13 protein-coding genes are annotated in these 15,879 nt (G+C 58.3%); all 13 read right to left on the reverse strand.

Going from position 1 to position 15,879, the window contains the following annotated elements:
• Positions 1–30 precede the first annotated feature (30 nt).
• The 13 genes from ISS97_RS15125 to ISS97_RS15185 all read right to left on the reverse strand — a co-directional run bounded on the left by ISS97_RS15125 (position 31) and on the right by ISS97_RS15185 (position 15,876).
• The gene (locus ISS97_RS15125; RefSeq protein ID WP_379985591.1) at positions 31–963 is read right to left on the reverse strand and encodes a M14 family metallopeptidase; all 933 of its coding nucleotides are present in this window, start codon (positions 961–963) and stop codon (positions 31–33) included.
• Between the two features lie 262 nt (positions 964–1,225).
• Complete coding sequence (locus ISS97_RS15130; protein WP_379985590.1) at positions 1,226–2,293, reverse strand: hypothetical protein; 1,068 nt, start codon at positions 2,291–2,293, stop codon at positions 1,226–1,228.
• Between the two features lie 412 nt (positions 2,294–2,705).
• Positions 2,706–3,869 (reverse strand): acyltransferase family protein, encoded by a 1,164-nt coding sequence (locus ISS97_RS15135; protein ID WP_379985589.1) that lies wholly within the window; start codon positions 3,867–3,869, stop codon positions 2,706–2,708.
• 149 nt (positions 3,870–4,018) lie between these two features.
• Positions 4,019–4,621 (reverse strand): outer membrane beta-barrel protein, encoded by a 603-nt coding sequence (locus ISS97_RS15140; protein ID WP_379985588.1) that lies wholly within the window; start codon positions 4,619–4,621, stop codon positions 4,019–4,021.
• Between the two features lie 481 nt (positions 4,622–5,102).
• Positions 5,103–7,208 (reverse strand): hypothetical protein, encoded by a 2,106-nt coding sequence (locus ISS97_RS15145; RefSeq protein WP_379985587.1) that lies wholly within the window; start codon positions 7,206–7,208, stop codon positions 5,103–5,105.
• Positions 7,209–7,399: 191 nt separating this feature from the next.
• Positions 7,400–7,924: a hypothetical protein gene (locus tag ISS97_RS15150; protein ID WP_379985586.1), complete on the reverse strand. Its 525-nt coding sequence runs from the start codon at positions 7,922–7,924 to the stop codon at positions 7,400–7,402.
• Positions 7,925–8,161: 237 nt separating this feature from the next.
• Positions 8,162–8,620 (reverse strand): hypothetical protein, encoded by a 459-nt coding sequence (locus tag ISS97_RS15155; RefSeq protein WP_379985585.1) that lies wholly within the window; start codon positions 8,618–8,620, stop codon positions 8,162–8,164.
• A gap of 123 nt (positions 8,621–8,743) precedes the next feature.
• Positions 8,744–10,603 (reverse strand): alpha/beta fold hydrolase, encoded by a 1,860-nt coding sequence (locus tag ISS97_RS15160; protein ID WP_379985584.1) that lies wholly within the window; start codon positions 10,601–10,603, stop codon positions 8,744–8,746.
• 153 nt (positions 10,604–10,756) lie between these two features.
• Positions 10,757–11,191, reverse strand: a complete 435-nt coding sequence (locus ISS97_RS15165) for an LIC_13387 family protein (protein WP_379985583.1) — start codon at positions 11,189–11,191, stop codon at positions 10,757–10,759.
• A gap of 214 nt (positions 11,192–11,405) precedes the next feature.
• Positions 11,406–11,660, reverse strand: a complete 255-nt coding sequence (locus ISS97_RS15170) for a hypothetical protein (RefSeq protein WP_379985582.1) — start codon at positions 11,658–11,660, stop codon at positions 11,406–11,408.
• Between the two features lie 217 nt (positions 11,661–11,877).
• Complete coding sequence (locus tag ISS97_RS15175; protein ID WP_379985581.1) at positions 11,878–12,204, reverse strand: hypothetical protein; 327 nt, start codon at positions 12,202–12,204, stop codon at positions 11,878–11,880.
• 452 nt (positions 12,205–12,656) lie between these two features.
• Entirely contained in the window at positions 12,657–13,091 is a 435-nt protein-coding gene (locus tag ISS97_RS15180; protein ID WP_379985580.1) for a hypothetical protein, read from the reverse strand.
• Between the two features lie 19 nt (positions 13,092–13,110).
• A complete protein-coding gene (locus ISS97_RS15185; RefSeq protein ID WP_379985579.1) occupies positions 13,111–15,876 on the reverse strand; it encodes an RHS repeat-associated core domain-containing protein in 2,766 nt (921 codons plus the stop codon).
• Positions 15,877–15,879 lie beyond the last annotated feature (3 nt).

The raw sequence follows: 15,879 nt of genomic DNA on the forward strand, positions 1-15,879 counted from the left end.
AGCGCCTGAGCCATCACGCACGCATCAACGTCACGCTGACGTGGCCACATGCGCCAGCGCGAAATCGATCGCCGCGCACACCGCGGCCGCCTGCGCGGCATTGCACTGCTCGGGAGTGGCCTTGGGGCTGTCGGGATAGACCTCGGTCGTGGTGGTGTAGCGCGCAGAGGTGACGCTTGCGCAAAGCCCGAGCTTTTTCAGCGGGTAGTTGATGACGCCGGGCGCGACCACGGGCGAGCCGATGATCTCACCGTGGCTGTCGGCCGGAGCGATATGAGTGACCTTGGCGACCGCTGCGATCACCGCCTGCTGGAACGCGGGCTGCGGATTCTCCGTGTCATCCACCACGTAGAAGCCATCCGGAATTTCGCCGGGCTCAAACGCCGCACCGTCGCGTGCGGCCAACGCCGGCCGGAATTCCGACTCGTCGGTATCGGTGGTTTCGTGCAGGTCGATATGCACCAGCACGCGGTCGCGGAACGGCGCGACCAGACGCATGAGGGCCGCCGACTCCTGCGCCGGACTGTTGTCGCGGAACGAGCGGTTCGGGTCGATCGCCAGCGGATTCCAGCGATGGATGCGCTCATAGGCCCAGGGGCTGACACAGGGCGCGATCACGAGATTCACGTGACCCGCATAGGCTTCCGCATACCGGTCCGCAAACAGCAGCGCGCCGTGCACGCCGCTGGTCTCGTAGCCATGCACGCCACCCGTTACCAGCACGCAGGGCAGCTTGTCATTCCAGTCGCGACTCTTGATCGCCACCAGCCGATAGCTGTCGGGCGAGTAATCCAGGCGGCCGTATTCCACTACATCGAAGCGCGAACGCAGCGCGTCGACCGCACTCAGCACATCCGCCTCGTAGCTGCGCCGGCGAGTCTGCCGCGCCAGCCACGCCGCCACTTCCGCAGGGCCCCAGGGCGTGCCGGGTGTACCGATGGGATAGGTGGCTTGGTTCGTCATGGCTTGGCTCGCTCCGCAGGGCATGGGGATAAGACGGCGAAATGTAGCACTGGTGAGGAACTGCGCAGACGCGGCCCTGTGATCTCCGGACCGAATAAGCCATTACATGGGCGTCGGGTTTCAATGATCACGCCATCAGCTCCCTCCCCCTGCTCGCAGGGGGAGGAAAAGGCGGTGCGTAGCCGAGACAACAAAAAAACCGAGGGGATCGCTCCCCTCGGCTTGCTCGGGAAAGATAGCCGCAGCTATCCGTCCGTGGGTATCAGTTCGATTCGGTGAACTGAATGTACGGCGTCGATCCACCGAAGGCAGAGCAACTGCCCAGGTTGAGATTGTTGGTCTCGCCGGTGGTACCGGAGTTGGCCGCGCAGGTGGGGGTGGCGGTGCTGCCATCGTTCACCGCAACCTTCACCGTCACCGACGAGCCGGAATTGAACACCGCTTCCGAACCGCCGGCATTGCCGACCACATTGAACTCCGACTCCTTCCACACCTGGGCCAGATACAGCACGCTGTCCTTGCCGCTGATGCTGTAGGCCTTGGTGCCATTAGTGAAGGTCACCGTGTCGTTGCCGCCGGAAACCACCGTGCCCGACAGCTTCAGGTTGGCGAGCTGGGTGGCCGGGATATCCGGAACCGAAACCGCCGCGCTGTTCTTATAGCAATCGCCCGCACCATCGCTGCCGAAGCCGCTGGGGCAACTGGTGCCGCCGTAGCCAATCAGCCAGTACTGCATGAAGACAGCCGCCTGGCCATTGACGTTGTAGTCCGGCGAATAGATGAATTGCTGCCACACCGTGCAACCGGAGTGGCTCCTGCACGCCGCGGTGGTGCCGTCGAAGTTGGAGTTGATCTGCAGCGTGTATTCGTTCGGCCCGAGAATGCCGCCACCGCCAAACGCGGCAACGCCTACGCCTTTTTCGGACGTCACACCGGTGACCGAAGGAAAGGTGCCCGTGGTGCTGCTGATCAGGCTCGATACCTTGATCGCATAGTCATTGCCATTGCCGGTGGTCTGCGTGGCTCCTCGTGCCAACGCGGTGGGATGGGGCCGGGGCGGTATGGAGTGGAAGCGCGCCGGCGCGACATTACAGCCAACCTGCTTCCAGAGAATGCTGGGGTAATCGGCTTGATAGCAGCCTTCCGCTGGCGCGGAGGTGTGCGACATGGTTTCACGCCAATCGGCGTGTGCCTGAGTTTCAACGGCATCGATGCGACTGTCGCCGGCCTGAGCGGCAAAGGCGGATGGCAACCAGGCGGCACTCGCCAAGCTGCTCACCATCGCGATCTGGATCATGCAACGCACACTACGCTTCATGCTGGATTGCATAGAACTCTCCCGTGGATTCAGCGCTGGACCATCCAGGCGCTGTGAATACCCCCTGTCAAAGCGCCAACACCCTTCCGGGGCATTAGCCCTAAAAACCATCACTCCTATTCCCCGACCTAATGAAATTAATCAAATCGACGAATACGCAAATTAATTCGAATATCCAATGCGTCTGCATTTTTTTGCGCTCAGAAGGGCGCACTTTCCCCAAAATCGAAAGTTCTTTTCGACTCAATAGGTTCGACAGGCTGGAGCAAGCTAGAGATTGATTTGTAAATGTACGCAGGTCATTTTTTTGTGACGTGCAACGGCCTTATTGCATGGGCGCTTCAATGCAATCGTGAATTCGCTTTCACAAAAATCCTGCGGTGCGACTCAGATGTCGCTGTGCAAACAGAGAGGACGAAAGCCATCAAGCCGATCTAACGGCCTCTGCTCCGCTTTCAAATCGCGCCTTCGTCCGCGAGCCGGCATATCGCGAGCGCAAGTACTGGTTCAACGGATTGCCTACGCACCGTGCAGCGAGCGCAGCCACCATCATCGAAAGCGCAAAGAACAGCGCCATCAGTGGAAGCTTCGTGTTGAGCTCGATACTCGCCTTCGGCCAGATCCCGGTCAGGATGCCAAGCACGATCAGGTGGAATAGATACAGCTCATAGCTGTGCGACCCCACCCAGGACAACGGCCTCATCAAGCGCGCACCCAGCTTGCTGGCATCCAGGTCGGCGACACAGATCAGAAGGCAGGCGGTCGCCAGCGCCAGGCAAGTGAAGCCGAATGCTTCATGGCCGTCGAAGCCCTGAAGGTAGACATAAGCCAGAACGACAGCGCACAACATGGCGCCCACTCTGCGCATGATGACGCTCCAGCCAGGCTTTCGCGCAGCGATCAGCGCAGCAAGACAGCCGATGGCGATCTGGTCGAAGCAGGCCAGATAGCCATAAAGAAAGTAGTTCTCGTCGTCGCGATGCAGCCAGCGATAGGCCGGCCCAACCACGATGAAAGCGATGGCGACCAGAAGCTGCCAGCGCACCCGCGCAAAGCGGACAAGGAAGGGGAACGTCAAATAGAACACTTCTTCAACCGACAGCGACCAACAGATATTCATCGCGTAGTTGAACCAGTTGCCTACGACCTCAATCAGCACGTTGTGCCAGAACGTCAGCACCGAGAAGATAGCCACCCACTGAAACCACGACGGCATCGGCTGCTTGTCGTGGTAGTTGTCGAACTTCGGCACGCCAGCCAGCCAGAGCGTTGTGATGATCGCCAGCATCAACAGCAACAGCGGCCCGAGACGGAACAACCGCAGCAAGTAGAACCGCTTCATATCGATCGCCGCCAACGTGCCGTAACGACCGAGCACATTGCTCGTGATCAGAAAGCCCGAGATCACGAAGAACATCGAGACGCCGTAGTTGCCGCTCACCAGCAAGGCACGCACCCAACCAGGCGGCACCGCATCCGGCAGCGGCAGCTTGAAGCCGTAGGCCAGGCCAAAATGAAGCAGCATGACCAGGACGATGGCCACACCGCGCAGGGTATCGATGTAGAGGTTTCTCGATTGCAGAAGCAACTCCCGGCGCAATCAGTCAGTGCGAGCCAGCAAAGCCGCGTATGAGCCTATCCCACTATCGCTGGCAGCATGGCCTGGACAAGCAAGGAGGTAGTTGAGCTGCCCCAACTACCTCCGCCTTCTTTCCTCGAACGTACCAGTCGCGGCAATTACCAGCTGGCGAAACGGTACTCAAGCGTGCCCGTCACCAGCACCGGACTAACCGTGCCCGTAATGAACATGCTCTTGGCCTTGGCCTGGTAGCGATCGACATTCACACCCACGCTGAGCTGCGACGTGATGTCGTAGCCAACCCCCGCGCCGAAGTACAGGTTGGTGTCGTTGGTGGTTTGTTCGCCGTAGTAGTAGCCCCGAGCCGTCAGCTTCGACCGGGAGAAGAACGCACCAAGCCGCGCGCTGACGTGCCAGTTTTCCGCGAAGGTCCAGCGGCCGTTGGCGCCCAGTGTCCAGCCCGAGACATTGAGCTTCAGGTTTTGGGGATACCTGGCATTCCCATCGATCCACCCATTGGTCTCGGGCTTGCCCAGATCGACATAACCCGCCTCCACACCCCAGGTATCGCGCCAGCGATAACCGGCGTTGACGCCATAGCCCCAGCTGTCCTTGTCGGTGAGGCCGGAGACGTTGGAGTGCGACATGCCCGCACCCGCATTGATAAAGAAGTGGCTGGGATCCGCGTCACCAGCGTGCGCGGCAACCGAGGAAACAGCCATTGCCGCGCCCAGCGACGCAGCCAGAAGAAAGTGACGCATGAATACCTATCCCTAGTGAGTTTGAAATGCGCCTATGGCGCGACGTACATCCCATAGCAGGCCATGGCGGGCCCACTCATTACCCTGCTTGCCCAGTCGCAGATTCGAACAAGCAGCACATCTCTTTCCTGCAAAGCACAACGCCAGGATGCATCGCTCAGCGCGACACTCCCGGCATTCAACACCTGATACGGAGGCCCGTCAGCGCGGGCTGCAAATCACACATGGCCACCTACACCGTCTATGCCGCCAGCTTCCGCCGGGGCAGACCGCGCCTTGGTTTCGTGACCTGATTCACATAGCAAAGCCATCCACCTGGCCCGAATCGCATCCCTGCCCCTGATTTAACTACCGAACATGTGGTTCGGCGGCAGACATTACCAGCATGGGCGGGGGCGTGCGAGTGAGCCGTACCTACTAAGGCCAGAGGTGATTACACAGAAGATAGCTCCACCCTCGTTCTCGCTAGAAACTCGCCAATTTACATGTCGCGGTGGAGCCACCCGGAGCTGTAATAGAACTCGTGTAGCTGAGCATCGCCCCCCACATATTCGATTCGAGTAATACCGTCATTCCCAACCAGTCCTACGGGGTCACCCTGTGCCAATACGGCACCGCGCCCGCCGCTCAAATCATTGTGCTGCCAGGCGCCATTCCACCAGACAAGCTCATGGACATGCTGATCCACGCCTCTGTAGATGACCCTCGACGCGCTACCGGCAACCAAGCCCCGTGGGTTGCCTACGGCCGGTGGAGCGCCGGCGAGACTTGTAATGTCCGAATGATGCCAGCCGCTCGAGTCCATTCGCAGCTCGTGGATATCACCCGCACTGTCCCTGTAGACGACACGGGGAAAGCCGTCCACATCTACATAGCCCTGAGGATCTGAATACGCCGTTCCAGATGAATCACCGCTCGTCATCTGCCATTGATTCCACACGCCATTGAACAGAAAAAGCTCGACCACTTGATTGCCGTTGTCTCGGTAAACGATTCGTGGTGCGCCGCTGGCTTGATACCCCATGGGAGCACCAGCGGCTGCGGCAATGGTACTCGGCACACTTGAAGTGCTGATATTCGCGTGATGCCAACCGGACTGGTCCAAAGACAGCAAATGAACATTGCCAGTGTCATCTCGGTAGACCACTTGGGCATTTCCAGCACCGTCCGCAAACGGCTTGGGATCGGAGTAAGCACTCCCCAACCTCAATTCGGCGCTCATATCCCACTCGGACCACACTCCACCCTGTCGGAAGATTTCGCGTATGTGCCGTGTCGGATCCAAGTAGACGACTCGTGCAGCACCATTTGCGAAATAGCCGGATGGCTCACCTGTAGCTGTAGCCGTAGCCAACCGGCTCCACGAGTTCGGCCGGCTCCCGACAACGCTCGTGAAAGACCCAACATCGGCGCCGTCCCTATAAACGATCATCGCTTCGGGACCGTTGAATGCAGCCGGAGTGCTGAGCGCATGGTGCGAAATCGTCGATGTGACGCGAACATTGGAAACCGACAGCCCAAGTTGTCCGTGCTTACCAGACGGCACATGGACCTCACCATTAACTCCAATCAACGTGATGGCGTAATCAAGTGGATTGGATGACAGAGAGCTATAGCCTGATAGCTTGGATACCTCTCCGACTACCGACATGAATTCCGCTGGGCTGATACGAAAGTGGAAGTACTTCGGCTGGAATGTTTCCTGCTGAAAATCAAATGCTCCATCGCCTGTCACTCGATGCAGCCAAGTCGACGAATTCACCGTAGTCTGAGCAATAGGAAAGGAGGTGGTATTGGTGTCATCGCCATGAACACTCTGAATTGTGGCGTCGCCAGCCTTTCGGGAGTAATAGACCACCTGAAAGGTGAACCGGCATTGGCCCCCCGTAGCTTTGCATTGATCGCTTTCGTCGAACGCTATGAACTCGAAATAGGCCAGTATGCTGACCCCAGTATCGGAACCGTCATAGACGGAACTATCAAAAGCAACACCAGAAGTGAACGACACATCGAGCTGATGTGCGACCGAAGGAAAGAGTTTTGCGTAAGGAGGGGAGTTGTACCAACAGCCAACATTGAGCGAATTGGATCCGTTATAGAGATTGGCAGTCGGATCCATTGAGTTCAGCCACAGGCCAACACTTTTACTGATCGCCTGAACCCCCGAGTAGCCATATGAGTCCGTGTGACCTCGCTGAAACGACGATAGCGGCGCTGCACTCGTCAGGCCGGTATAGGTGCCCAACGACCACGAGGTGATGGGCACAGTGGGCGGGTTGCCACTGTCCCACGCATCCCAGATGGTGAAGCGGTTATAGCCAGGGTAATTCGGCAGACCTTGAACAACCTGATCGATCGAGTCCTGCCCCACCGCCGGCTGATAGAACGGAAGAAACGGCCGTACGCCACTGTTCTGATCGATCGGTGCGCCACCGGTAGCCATACAATCGGTGGGGGCTAAAGTGACCGCCTGGTCAAATGCCTCAGCTCGTCCTGGAAGAACAAAGGTGCCCAGTAATCCGGTGGCGACAACCGTAACCACCATGACGCTTAGCACGCGACGAGCAATCTTTTCATACCCCTTCATGACACCCTTCCCTGGCCAAGTCAGTGCTGATATTGGCGCTATCCTACGACCATTAAGCGGGGGATGTGCATGCAATACGTTTGATCCGGCGCCGTAGGGATCCAATGTGCATGAGTGGATTTCTATGAAAAGGACTTTGCAATCAGGCTAGAGCGATTCGGACTGCTATCGAAGCTATCGACAGAGCGCCGTCACGGAGCTACCGCACTGATGTCTTCGACATACACCAATTCGCATGCGCCATTCCCCGTGTCCTCGCGCGTCATCGACGTATGCCACCGCCAACCATCCGGCCGGCTGGCGTCTACAAGAAACCCCTCCAGATGCACCAGCTGTCCTGGCCGTATCCGCTCCAGTGAATGACGGACCCCGTCATCAGAGGGAATCAGGTGCATATTGGCGCTTGAGGTTTCGATGTCGCGCTGCGGAATCGGGAACTCGCGAACGTGCCAGTAATAGAAGCGATTGGATTGGGTGATGCTGATTTTTGCCAACACCGCGCTGTCCGACATGCTGCCCCAGCCAAACGCAAGATCCACGGGGGCAAGCGTGGCACCTGCGTCGTAGCGATAGTCTTCACGTGAAAGCACCCGAGCAGTCAACTCAAAGCGGGCACGTGTGGTGAGAGTTACGTCGCCACGTTGTAACTGCGTGCCATGATCGATATCGACCTGCAGCGGTGCATCCGGTGCGAGTACTCCCGGCGCCTGCGCCATGGGCCGGTGCCGCCACCAATGAAGCGCGCCCCAGCCGATCAGCAGGCAAAGCAGTACGAGACCCCACCTACGCATAAGTACACAACGCCTCACTGGCTTCAACGATGAAAGGGCAGCACACACCCGATTTGCCTTTCGCAATTCGTGATGGACCAACCCCAGAACCAAAGCTGGCGAACTTTGCCGGCCCTTGCCGGCAAAGATCCATACAGACGAGTCAAAACACTCAGCGCGCTCTCAAATATCCCGCGCCCCACTCTCCGCTCCCGGGAGTGCAGCAGGCTCCACTCCGGCCTCAGCCATGAAGCGGTGATATGCGAAGTTGCCCCGCACGCCGCTGATAAAACACAGCAGCAGAATGATGGCGAGAAAGATGCCGAAGCGGATCGAGTCCGGCTGAGTGGCAATCTGGAAAACCTTTTCGATCACGAACAAGCACAGCCCCACGATAGCGAAAGCCTTGGAGCGCGCGCGGATACGCCACGCGATTACCGCAAAGAGCACTGCATCGACATAGGCTGAGGGATGGACACCGGCGACTCCATCAGCGGTGAAGATGCTGATGCTCGCCATGATGGCCGTCACGACGGCACAAAAGACGGCGGCCCACATACCCTGGTTGGACGCCTGAATAGCGTCGGCGACATTCCCGAACGTCGGCCAGTACCAACGCACCGGCTGATTGCGATTTGCCATGTTTTTCCGCTGTTGACGTAACGGCTCCCCTGGCCGCGCCTAAAAGCTAGCACGGCGGACCGTGGCAGGCCGAGGGGCCGCAGCACGGGGGCGGAGTAGCCCAACCCGGCTTCCGCCCGGCATCTACAGATGCACTTGCTGTGCCTGCTGAAGATTGACCGCTTCGATCTTCCTGTCGATCAACGGCGATGACTTTGCCTTGCCGGCATCGATGTAGGCCTTCTTGGCGTCCTCGACCTTGCCCTGCGCTTTAAGTACATCACCTTTCAGGCCCAGGCCTTCGGACTGCATCACGGGGATGTCCTGGAACTTGGCTGACAGGTCGGTCCAGGCTTGCGGATCGGTCGCGATGATGTGGCTCAGGCGATCCTGGTTGGCGGTGAATTTGGCGTTCGCTACTTCGGTGGTCAGCTTCGGCACCACGGCGTCGCCCGTGATCTGCTGGGGCTTGCCGCTTTGGGTGGCGATGGACTGAGCCACCAGTTGTGCGGTGGGGGATCGCAGGATGTCTGGGGAGGTTTGCCCGGCTTTGTTCAATGCGTGGCTGGCGACGTCATTCAGCCCCACGAACGCCAGGGCATCGGCGGTCATGACCCAGCGGGCCGATGGCGGCAGATCCGGCGACGCCTTGGCCAACACATCGCCGGCGGCGGCGGCGAGGCCTGCATTGCGCTCCTCGGTGCTCAAGGTGGGCGGGACCGTCGCCAAGTACTCCTTCATGTGCGCCGCCATGTTGCTGAGCAACTCATCCTGCTTGCCCTGCACGGCCGACACATCGGGCACATGCACGATCACATGGCGCGACCCGAGCACGGGCACCTGGATATCGAAGCTGTACTGGGCGCGGATGGACGACGGCCGGATGGCGAGCAGAAGCACGCCCGAATGGCCCGAGGGAATGCCGCCCTGGTCGGGCCGCCACAACTGCAGATCGGAATCCGCCGTGGTGGTGTAGTTGAGCATGTGCTTACCGTTGTTGGTCAGCACGGCGGCGTTGTCGCCGTTGGGGCTATGGAGATCGAACGTCCAGTGGTTGTCTTCCTCTTTGAAGCTGGGCAGCGCCAGCAGAGGATGCTCCGGCGTGCCGAACACGACCTCGCGGAGCGCATTAAACAGGACGACGACCGCGTGATCGTCCGCACTTTGCGGCTTGACGATGCTCAGATGATCCGCGCCGCCGATCGCCGAAGGCGCGTCGTCGCAGAAGCGCGACGAGCTGGACATCGGCACGATCATCACGCCATGGGTTTCCTTGGTTTCGCGGGCGCACACCACCGTGGGCCGCTGCTCCTTGTCCAGCGAGCGCCAGTCGCTATCCAGCGTCTGCAGGTAGGTATTGCTGTCGAGCTGGAACATCTCGGCAATCGCCGGGTTGCTCACCACGTGTTGCGCCAAAGAGGTGATGGAAGCCCCTTCCTGTGGCGTCGCGTACAGCACCAGCAGCGGCACCTGGTCGAGGCGCTCGCGATGCTTCACCAGCTCCCGCATCACCACCAGGCCACCCATGCTGTGGGCGACAAAAACCACCGACGGGTAATCCCAGACGCCCGCAGCTTTCAGATAGTCGTCCAGCTTGTCGGCGGCCCCAAGCATGTCGAGCGAGCCGCCCTTGAACATGTACGACTCGAAGCCGAAGGCATAGACATCCACCCGGTCGCCGATGCCGGGCATGTCCTTAAGCAACTTGAAGAACGTGGTGCCGTTGTCGTTAGTCCACGTACCCAGGGTGTCGCCGAAGATGCCGTGCACGAACACCACCGCCACCTGCGCATGCGGGGTCGACTGATAAACCCATTTGGGCGGCGTGGTACTTCCGCTGGTCGCCGCGCGATCCGCTGCCGTACCCGACGCGGGGGGCGTCTCTCCGCCCGAGCAGGCCGAGAGAAACAGCGCCAGACTCGTCAACACCACGGCAGCCAGCCGCTGTGCCCCCTGACGCCGACTTCCCCCAAAGAAAGCCGACACACGCCGCAAGATGCCCATGGACCTTCTCCCAGGTGCCGAACATGGCGGACAGCGGAGAATGCTCTCGCTGGGCACGGGGGGCCGCAACTAGCTAGACGACGTAGTCCTATAAGCAAGAGTGCGGCAGGCATCCCATGCCGAGAGCGCTTCCGCCCTACCCTTGCGGCTTTATCACTTCGCCGCGCGCTCGCCTTGCTTTCCCGATACGTAGAACGCCAACCCAAGGCAAATGGCAATCACGGCGGAACAAATCACCGGCACCACAAACATGAACCGCCACGAGAGCACGGTGGATGCGATGGACACCAGCAGAAAGGTGCCGATCAATGGGCGTACGCGGAGGGCGTCGGATGTCGCGATGGATGCCAACTGCCACAGCACGACAGCCTGGGCGAACATGTAGACGCCGAGGATGTAGCCGAAGCCCAGATAGAAGTCCAAATAGGTTCGACTGGTGCCCGCGGCATCGAAATGGAACGACCGCATGGCTTGCAGGACATCGGTTTCGCCGGCAGGGGACCAGAGGCTTGTTCCGCCCGAGGTGTGCCCGACGGCGAAAAGAAGCGTGAGGATCGATGCGATTCGTAAGAGAATGGAGGGTTTCATGTTGCTCTCCCAGGTTGTGGCTAGGATCACATCAAGACTGAATCATGATGGCCAACACATTCTATGGAAATGTCCCGTCCTTATCGCCGATTGAGGTAGAACCATAGGGTCAGATGCAACTCCAACGGAGTCAGCTCCGAAAGTCCAACCTGACCCGCCTCTCGGTGTTGCTGAACTAGTCCTATGCGAATACCGGTGAAAAATTAAGGATGATCTATGGATCACTCCTCAGGATTACATCTCTCTCGCACTCGAAGATAGAAACGGCATCACGATCACCATCGTAAAGCCTCTCAAAAAAATTGGATTCAAACCACGGGCTCGGCATCACTTGCACAGAAGCGCCTGAGACCCGTTTTTTCCAGTTCGGAGGTGTCACGTCGCTAACGACCTCAAAGCTTTCCGCGGGGTAATACCCCGCAGAAGCTGAAACAGGATCGCTATCATTGATGACGATTAAATAGTCCATCTGTTGATCCGCGCCTCTCTGCGTAGCCATGACGTGATACACCTTGTTGAGAGTAAGCCACTGGGAATCAAGAGTAGGCCTCCGCCGAGAGTCAAAATAACGAACGCACTTTACTTTCATCGACAGGGCGCTCCGGACATGCTGTTAAGTACAGCCTTGTAGACTAGGTGATAGTAGACGTTGCTTGCAGACAACGACGCAAAGACGGCTGACTAAGCTACATCAGCTTAACGTCACTCAGCCGAACAATCCGCGTCGGCGCCCCAGGGCCTCCATACCTGATCGTAATTAACGACAGTCGCGTCAGCTCAGATTCGCGGAGCTTAGCCTCGACGGAAGCAAGCAAACTCTCGGCATTGGGCCCATACATAAAGAGGACCAATTCTCCCTGCCCAATCTCGTTGCCATCATATTCTCCAGAGCGTGCATGGCTGATGGCTTCTGTCAGCTCATCCTCAAGCACATGGATCTTACTAAGGATGTCTTCGCTCATTTCCTGGATGACCGATCTGACGATAACTGCTTCTTCCTCAGCGTTTGGCATATGCACACGTGTGGTTGGTTAGATGGGCCGATTCAACAAAGGCTTGGGGCTTGCAACATGCGAGTCAGAACTATCTCTATCGCTTCCGTGCCATACGAGCCATCAGATCGGCGGCTCATCACATCCGTCGCGAAGGGCACCTCATCAATCACTTGGTTAGGATTGTCATCTGCATAGGTAACGTCTATTTCGACATAGTGGGTAAATCGCAAGCCCTGAAAAGGGTTGCCGACCAATTCACGCGACAAGCTCGCGGCGATCCCAGTCGTCACCCCATGCATGATCACGGTTACAGGTCCTGTTCCATGGCGAAAAACGGGTGTTGCCGCTTAGATATAGCGAAACATTTGTCGCCTTGGGTGCCAAAGTTTTAGTTTTAACGACGCCGCATAACGAGGAAGGCGACCAAAGGTCGCCTTCCTCGCTCCAAGGGGGTGCCACTTACATCATCCTTACTGACTAACTCTTCTTTGACCGTCTCCCAAGGACCTAACTGCATCGGCGGCCAATGAATTTCGAAACGCCTGAAGCGCATTCAAATCAATCTTTGTACCCAGGTGCCCATCGCTTGAAGCAATTCCATTTGCATCGACGAAAACTTTTGATTCACTGGATGCAAATTCCATTCTTACGCGACTCGAATCGAAATCTGCCGCTCCTTTGCCGGCCAAAATGCTACGCAACCGCTCGATCTGTACCGGAGAAGAAAGGCACCACTCCTCAAATGCGCGCCCCTCGACTGTTTTCATCGTAACGCGCTCGTAAGTGTCAATATCGAGAGGCATAAAGCGTACAACGGCACCACAACGATCGTGGGCCGCGGCGTTGATAGGCATACTCAATATTGCGATAAGCGGCATCGCGATTGCAGTTAAAATCTTACGCATACACAATCCTCATCTGCACTTAATAGGCCACCCGAGGTGGGAGTCCAAGCTCTGATCGGATAGGGTTTTCGTTGGAAATCACGTTATCCATATTTCCCGGGCCTGTATCGCGAATCCTTGTGGCGGCGTGGCCAATTTCGTGACCCAGGATTGCACTAGTCGGGGCGGATTGCTCATCCAATGTTAGACCGACGTCGACCAGCGTTAACGGGTGAAAATTCGGATCGACGCTTATCGTATTGGTGCGTGGTGAAAAGTAAGCATCGTTAGCCTTTTCATTTGCAATTGTATATTCAACTGGCGACATCACAAGGGCGTAAATGAGGGCCGCACCATAAGCGGTGCTTCCTACGCAGTCGTACGCAGTGTGCAGAGCTCTCTGTGTATCAAGATCCCCAGCAAAGGTAACGCGGAGACCTAGAGGATCTACCCGACTCAACGGGTTTCCGCCCACATAGGCGTAGGTGTTTAGTCCGCCGCGGAGCCCTATTGGATCGCTTTGGACATAGCGTCCAATTGCTGCTTCGTAATCGCGGTTTCCGTTATAAGCTAATCCGGATTCGACATCGTGGTATTGCCCCGGAAGGCGAAGATTGAAGACGTATCCCGTAGGAGCTATCGGTGACTGCTCGCCGAACGGATTGCCCTGGAGGTCCCATTGCCAGATGGTGGTTCCATTGGCGTCGGTGACGGCACGGGGTGTATTGAGCCCATCGGCATGAACGAAGTTCACCGTGCTTGCCGTTCCGGTGGTGTCCACCACGGCCACCGGCATATCGCCTAGCCAGATGTAGTCTCTGTTCGTACTCCCGTACTCTCCCATGAGTTGACTGTTTTCGTCATAGGCGAAGCGTAGGTTGACGGATTGAGGAAAGGTAGCGGCCTTTGCGATGCGCTGACCGGCAGCGTTGTAGACATAGGTCGCGACGGTTTGGCCGTTCCGTTGTACGACCGTCAGCCGGTTCCGCTCGTTGTACCCATAGCCAAAAGTTTCCCCGCCACTGGAATTGCCCGTGGTGTTGCCGTTGGCGTCATAGCTGCGAGCGCTTGTGCCAATGCTGGTGAGCCAATGGGTGTTGGCCTGGTAGCCGTAGGTGCCCGTGGCCAGGCCGGCGCTGGTCTTGCTGAGGCGGTCGCCTGTCTTGCTATAAGTATAGGCCTCGATGGCGGTGCCGCTGGGACTAGAAACACCCGTGAGGCGATACAACGGATCGTAGCTGTAGGTCTCGGTGGCAGGGTTGGCGCCAGCGTTGTTCCCCAGGGCGGTGATGTTGCCCATGGCGTCATGCGCGAAATGCAGGTTGAGCGCAGAGCTGGTGACGTCGGTCAACGCGTAGTTGGCGTCGTACGCGCGCGTTATCGTCTGCCCATTGCCCAAGGTGTAGCTGGTGACGGGGCCGAACGGCAGGTAGACAATGTTGCTGACGGTATTTCCTGTGCCCGCCCCCGTGGCACCGGATGGCAATGCCGTTACGCTGCTGATCCGGCCGGCGGCATCGCGACTGTATTGCACCGAAGTGCCGCTAGGCGTCAGGGTGCTGGCAAGGCGCCCCGCCAGGGAGTAGCTGTAACCGATGGTGTCGGTCTGGGTGCCCTGCGTCTGGCGCTTCTGCACCACGTTGCCGCGGGTGTCATAGCAATAGGAGGTCGTCACCGCGTTTTCGACGATGCGGGTCAGCCGACCGATCGGCGCGGAGGTGACACAGCCCGTGGTGCTGTTGGGTTCGTCGTAGAAGTAGGCGACGTTGAGCGAGCTGTCACTGTAGGTCGTGGCCGTTCGGCGATTGAGCGCGTCGAAGGTGCTCGTGCTGGTGATGCCTTTGGCATCGGTGCGCTGGATGGCATTGCCCGCAGTGTCATAGACGTAGCTGGTTGTACCGGCATCCGGGCTCTGAACGGACTTCAGATCATCGAGGCCGTTGTAGCTATAAATCGTATTCAGGCCGTCGGGATCGCCTACGCCTTCCAGATGGTCGCTGGCGTCATAGGACGACACGCTCTGCGTGTCCTTGGTCGCCGTGTCGGTGCCGTTGTAGTTGTCGATGGTGCTGACGAGGCGATGCAATGCGTCGTACCCCCGCTTACGCTGGATGCCTGCCGCATCGGAACTATGGACGGGGTTGCCCGCTGCATCATAACCATCGGGATAGTTGAAGTTGAGGATGGTCCGGTTAAAGGCATCGACGACCGTCAACACCTGGCTGAGGCTGCTGTACGTACGTGAGGCGGACCGTTTCAAGGTGTTGCTACTATCGAAGGTCTCTTCCTTGAGGCGATTCCCGGCCGCGTCCAAGGTGTAATGGATGCGGTTGCCCACGGCATCCGCGATGTCCGTCAGGCGGCCGGCATCGTCGTAGGTGTAACTGGTGATTACGCCATCGGCATCCTTGGATTGTGTGATGTTGCCAATCGCGTCGTGCGTCAGCGTGGTCGTGGATGGCGCTCCCGTGCTGTCGCGTGTGAGCGTCAACGGCCAACCTTCCGGCGTATAGGTCATGACGGATACGACACCATTCGGGTCGATCGATCGCCCCGGATTGCCGTACATGTCGTACGTGTCGTAGCTCGTCACGTGCCCCAGCGCATCCGTGATGGTCGCCAAGCGGCCCGACGTATCGTAGGTGTAGTGCGTAACGTCGTTGACGTCCGTACGCGGACCATCGACGCTCTGGAGTAACCCTTGCGCATTGTAAGTGTTCGTCGTGGTCCGGTCGGGTGTGGTGGCATGAGCCGTAATCGCGGACAAGCTCAGCGCGATAAGACTGCAAAGCATCCTTTTCTTCATGTC

The organism is Dyella koreensis (assembly GCF_044904565.1).
Classification (GTDB): Bacteria; Pseudomonadota; Gammaproteobacteria; order Xanthomonadales; family Rhodanobacteraceae; genus Dyella_D; species Dyella_D koreensis.

Excerpts from the sequence above, each read along its gene's own strand:
- ISS97_RS15125 (WP_379985591.1), bottom strand. The coding sequence starts at position 963 with ATGACGAACCAAGCCACCTATCCCATCGGTACACCCGGCACGCCCTGG.
- ISS97_RS15130 (WP_379985590.1), bottom strand. The coding sequence starts at position 2,293 with ATGCAATCCAGCATGAAGCGTAGTGTGCGTTGCATGATCCAGATCGCG.
- ISS97_RS15140 (WP_379985588.1), bottom strand. The coding sequence starts at position 4,621 with ATGCGTCACTTTCTTCTGGCTGCGTCGCTGGGCGCGGCAATGGCTGTT.
- ISS97_RS15145 (WP_379985587.1), bottom strand. The coding sequence starts at position 7,208 with ATGAAGGGGTATGAAAAGATTGCTCGTCGCGTGCTAAGCGTCATGGTG.
- ISS97_RS15150 (WP_379985586.1), bottom strand. The coding sequence starts at position 7,924 with ATGGCGCAGGCGCCGGGAGTACTCGCACCGGATGCACCGCTGCAGGTC.
- ISS97_RS15155 (WP_379985585.1), bottom strand. The coding sequence starts at position 8,620 with ATGGCAAATCGCAATCAGCCGGTGCGTTGGTACTGGCCGACGTTCGGG.
- ISS97_RS15160 (WP_379985584.1), bottom strand. The coding sequence starts at position 10,603 with ATGGGCATCTTGCGGCGTGTGTCGGCTTTCTTTGGGGGAAGTCGGCGT.
- ISS97_RS15165 (WP_379985583.1), bottom strand. The coding sequence starts at position 11,191 with ATGAAACCCTCCATTCTCTTACGAATCGCATCGATCCTCACGCTTCTT.
- ISS97_RS15170 (WP_379985582.1), bottom strand. The coding sequence starts at position 11,660 with ATGGACTATTTAATCGTCATCAATGATAGCGATCCTGTTTCAGCTTCT.
- ISS97_RS15175 (WP_379985581.1), bottom strand. The coding sequence starts at position 12,204 with ATGCCAAACGCTGAGGAAGAAGCAGTTATCGTCAGATCGGTCATCCAG.
- ISS97_RS15180 (WP_379985580.1), bottom strand. The coding sequence starts at position 13,091 with ATGCGTAAGATTTTAACTGCAATCGCGATGCCGCTTATCGCAATATTG.
- ISS97_RS15185 (WP_379985579.1), bottom strand. The coding sequence starts at position 15,876 with ATGAAGAAAAGGATGCTTTGCAGTCTTATCGCGCTGAGCTTGTCCGCG.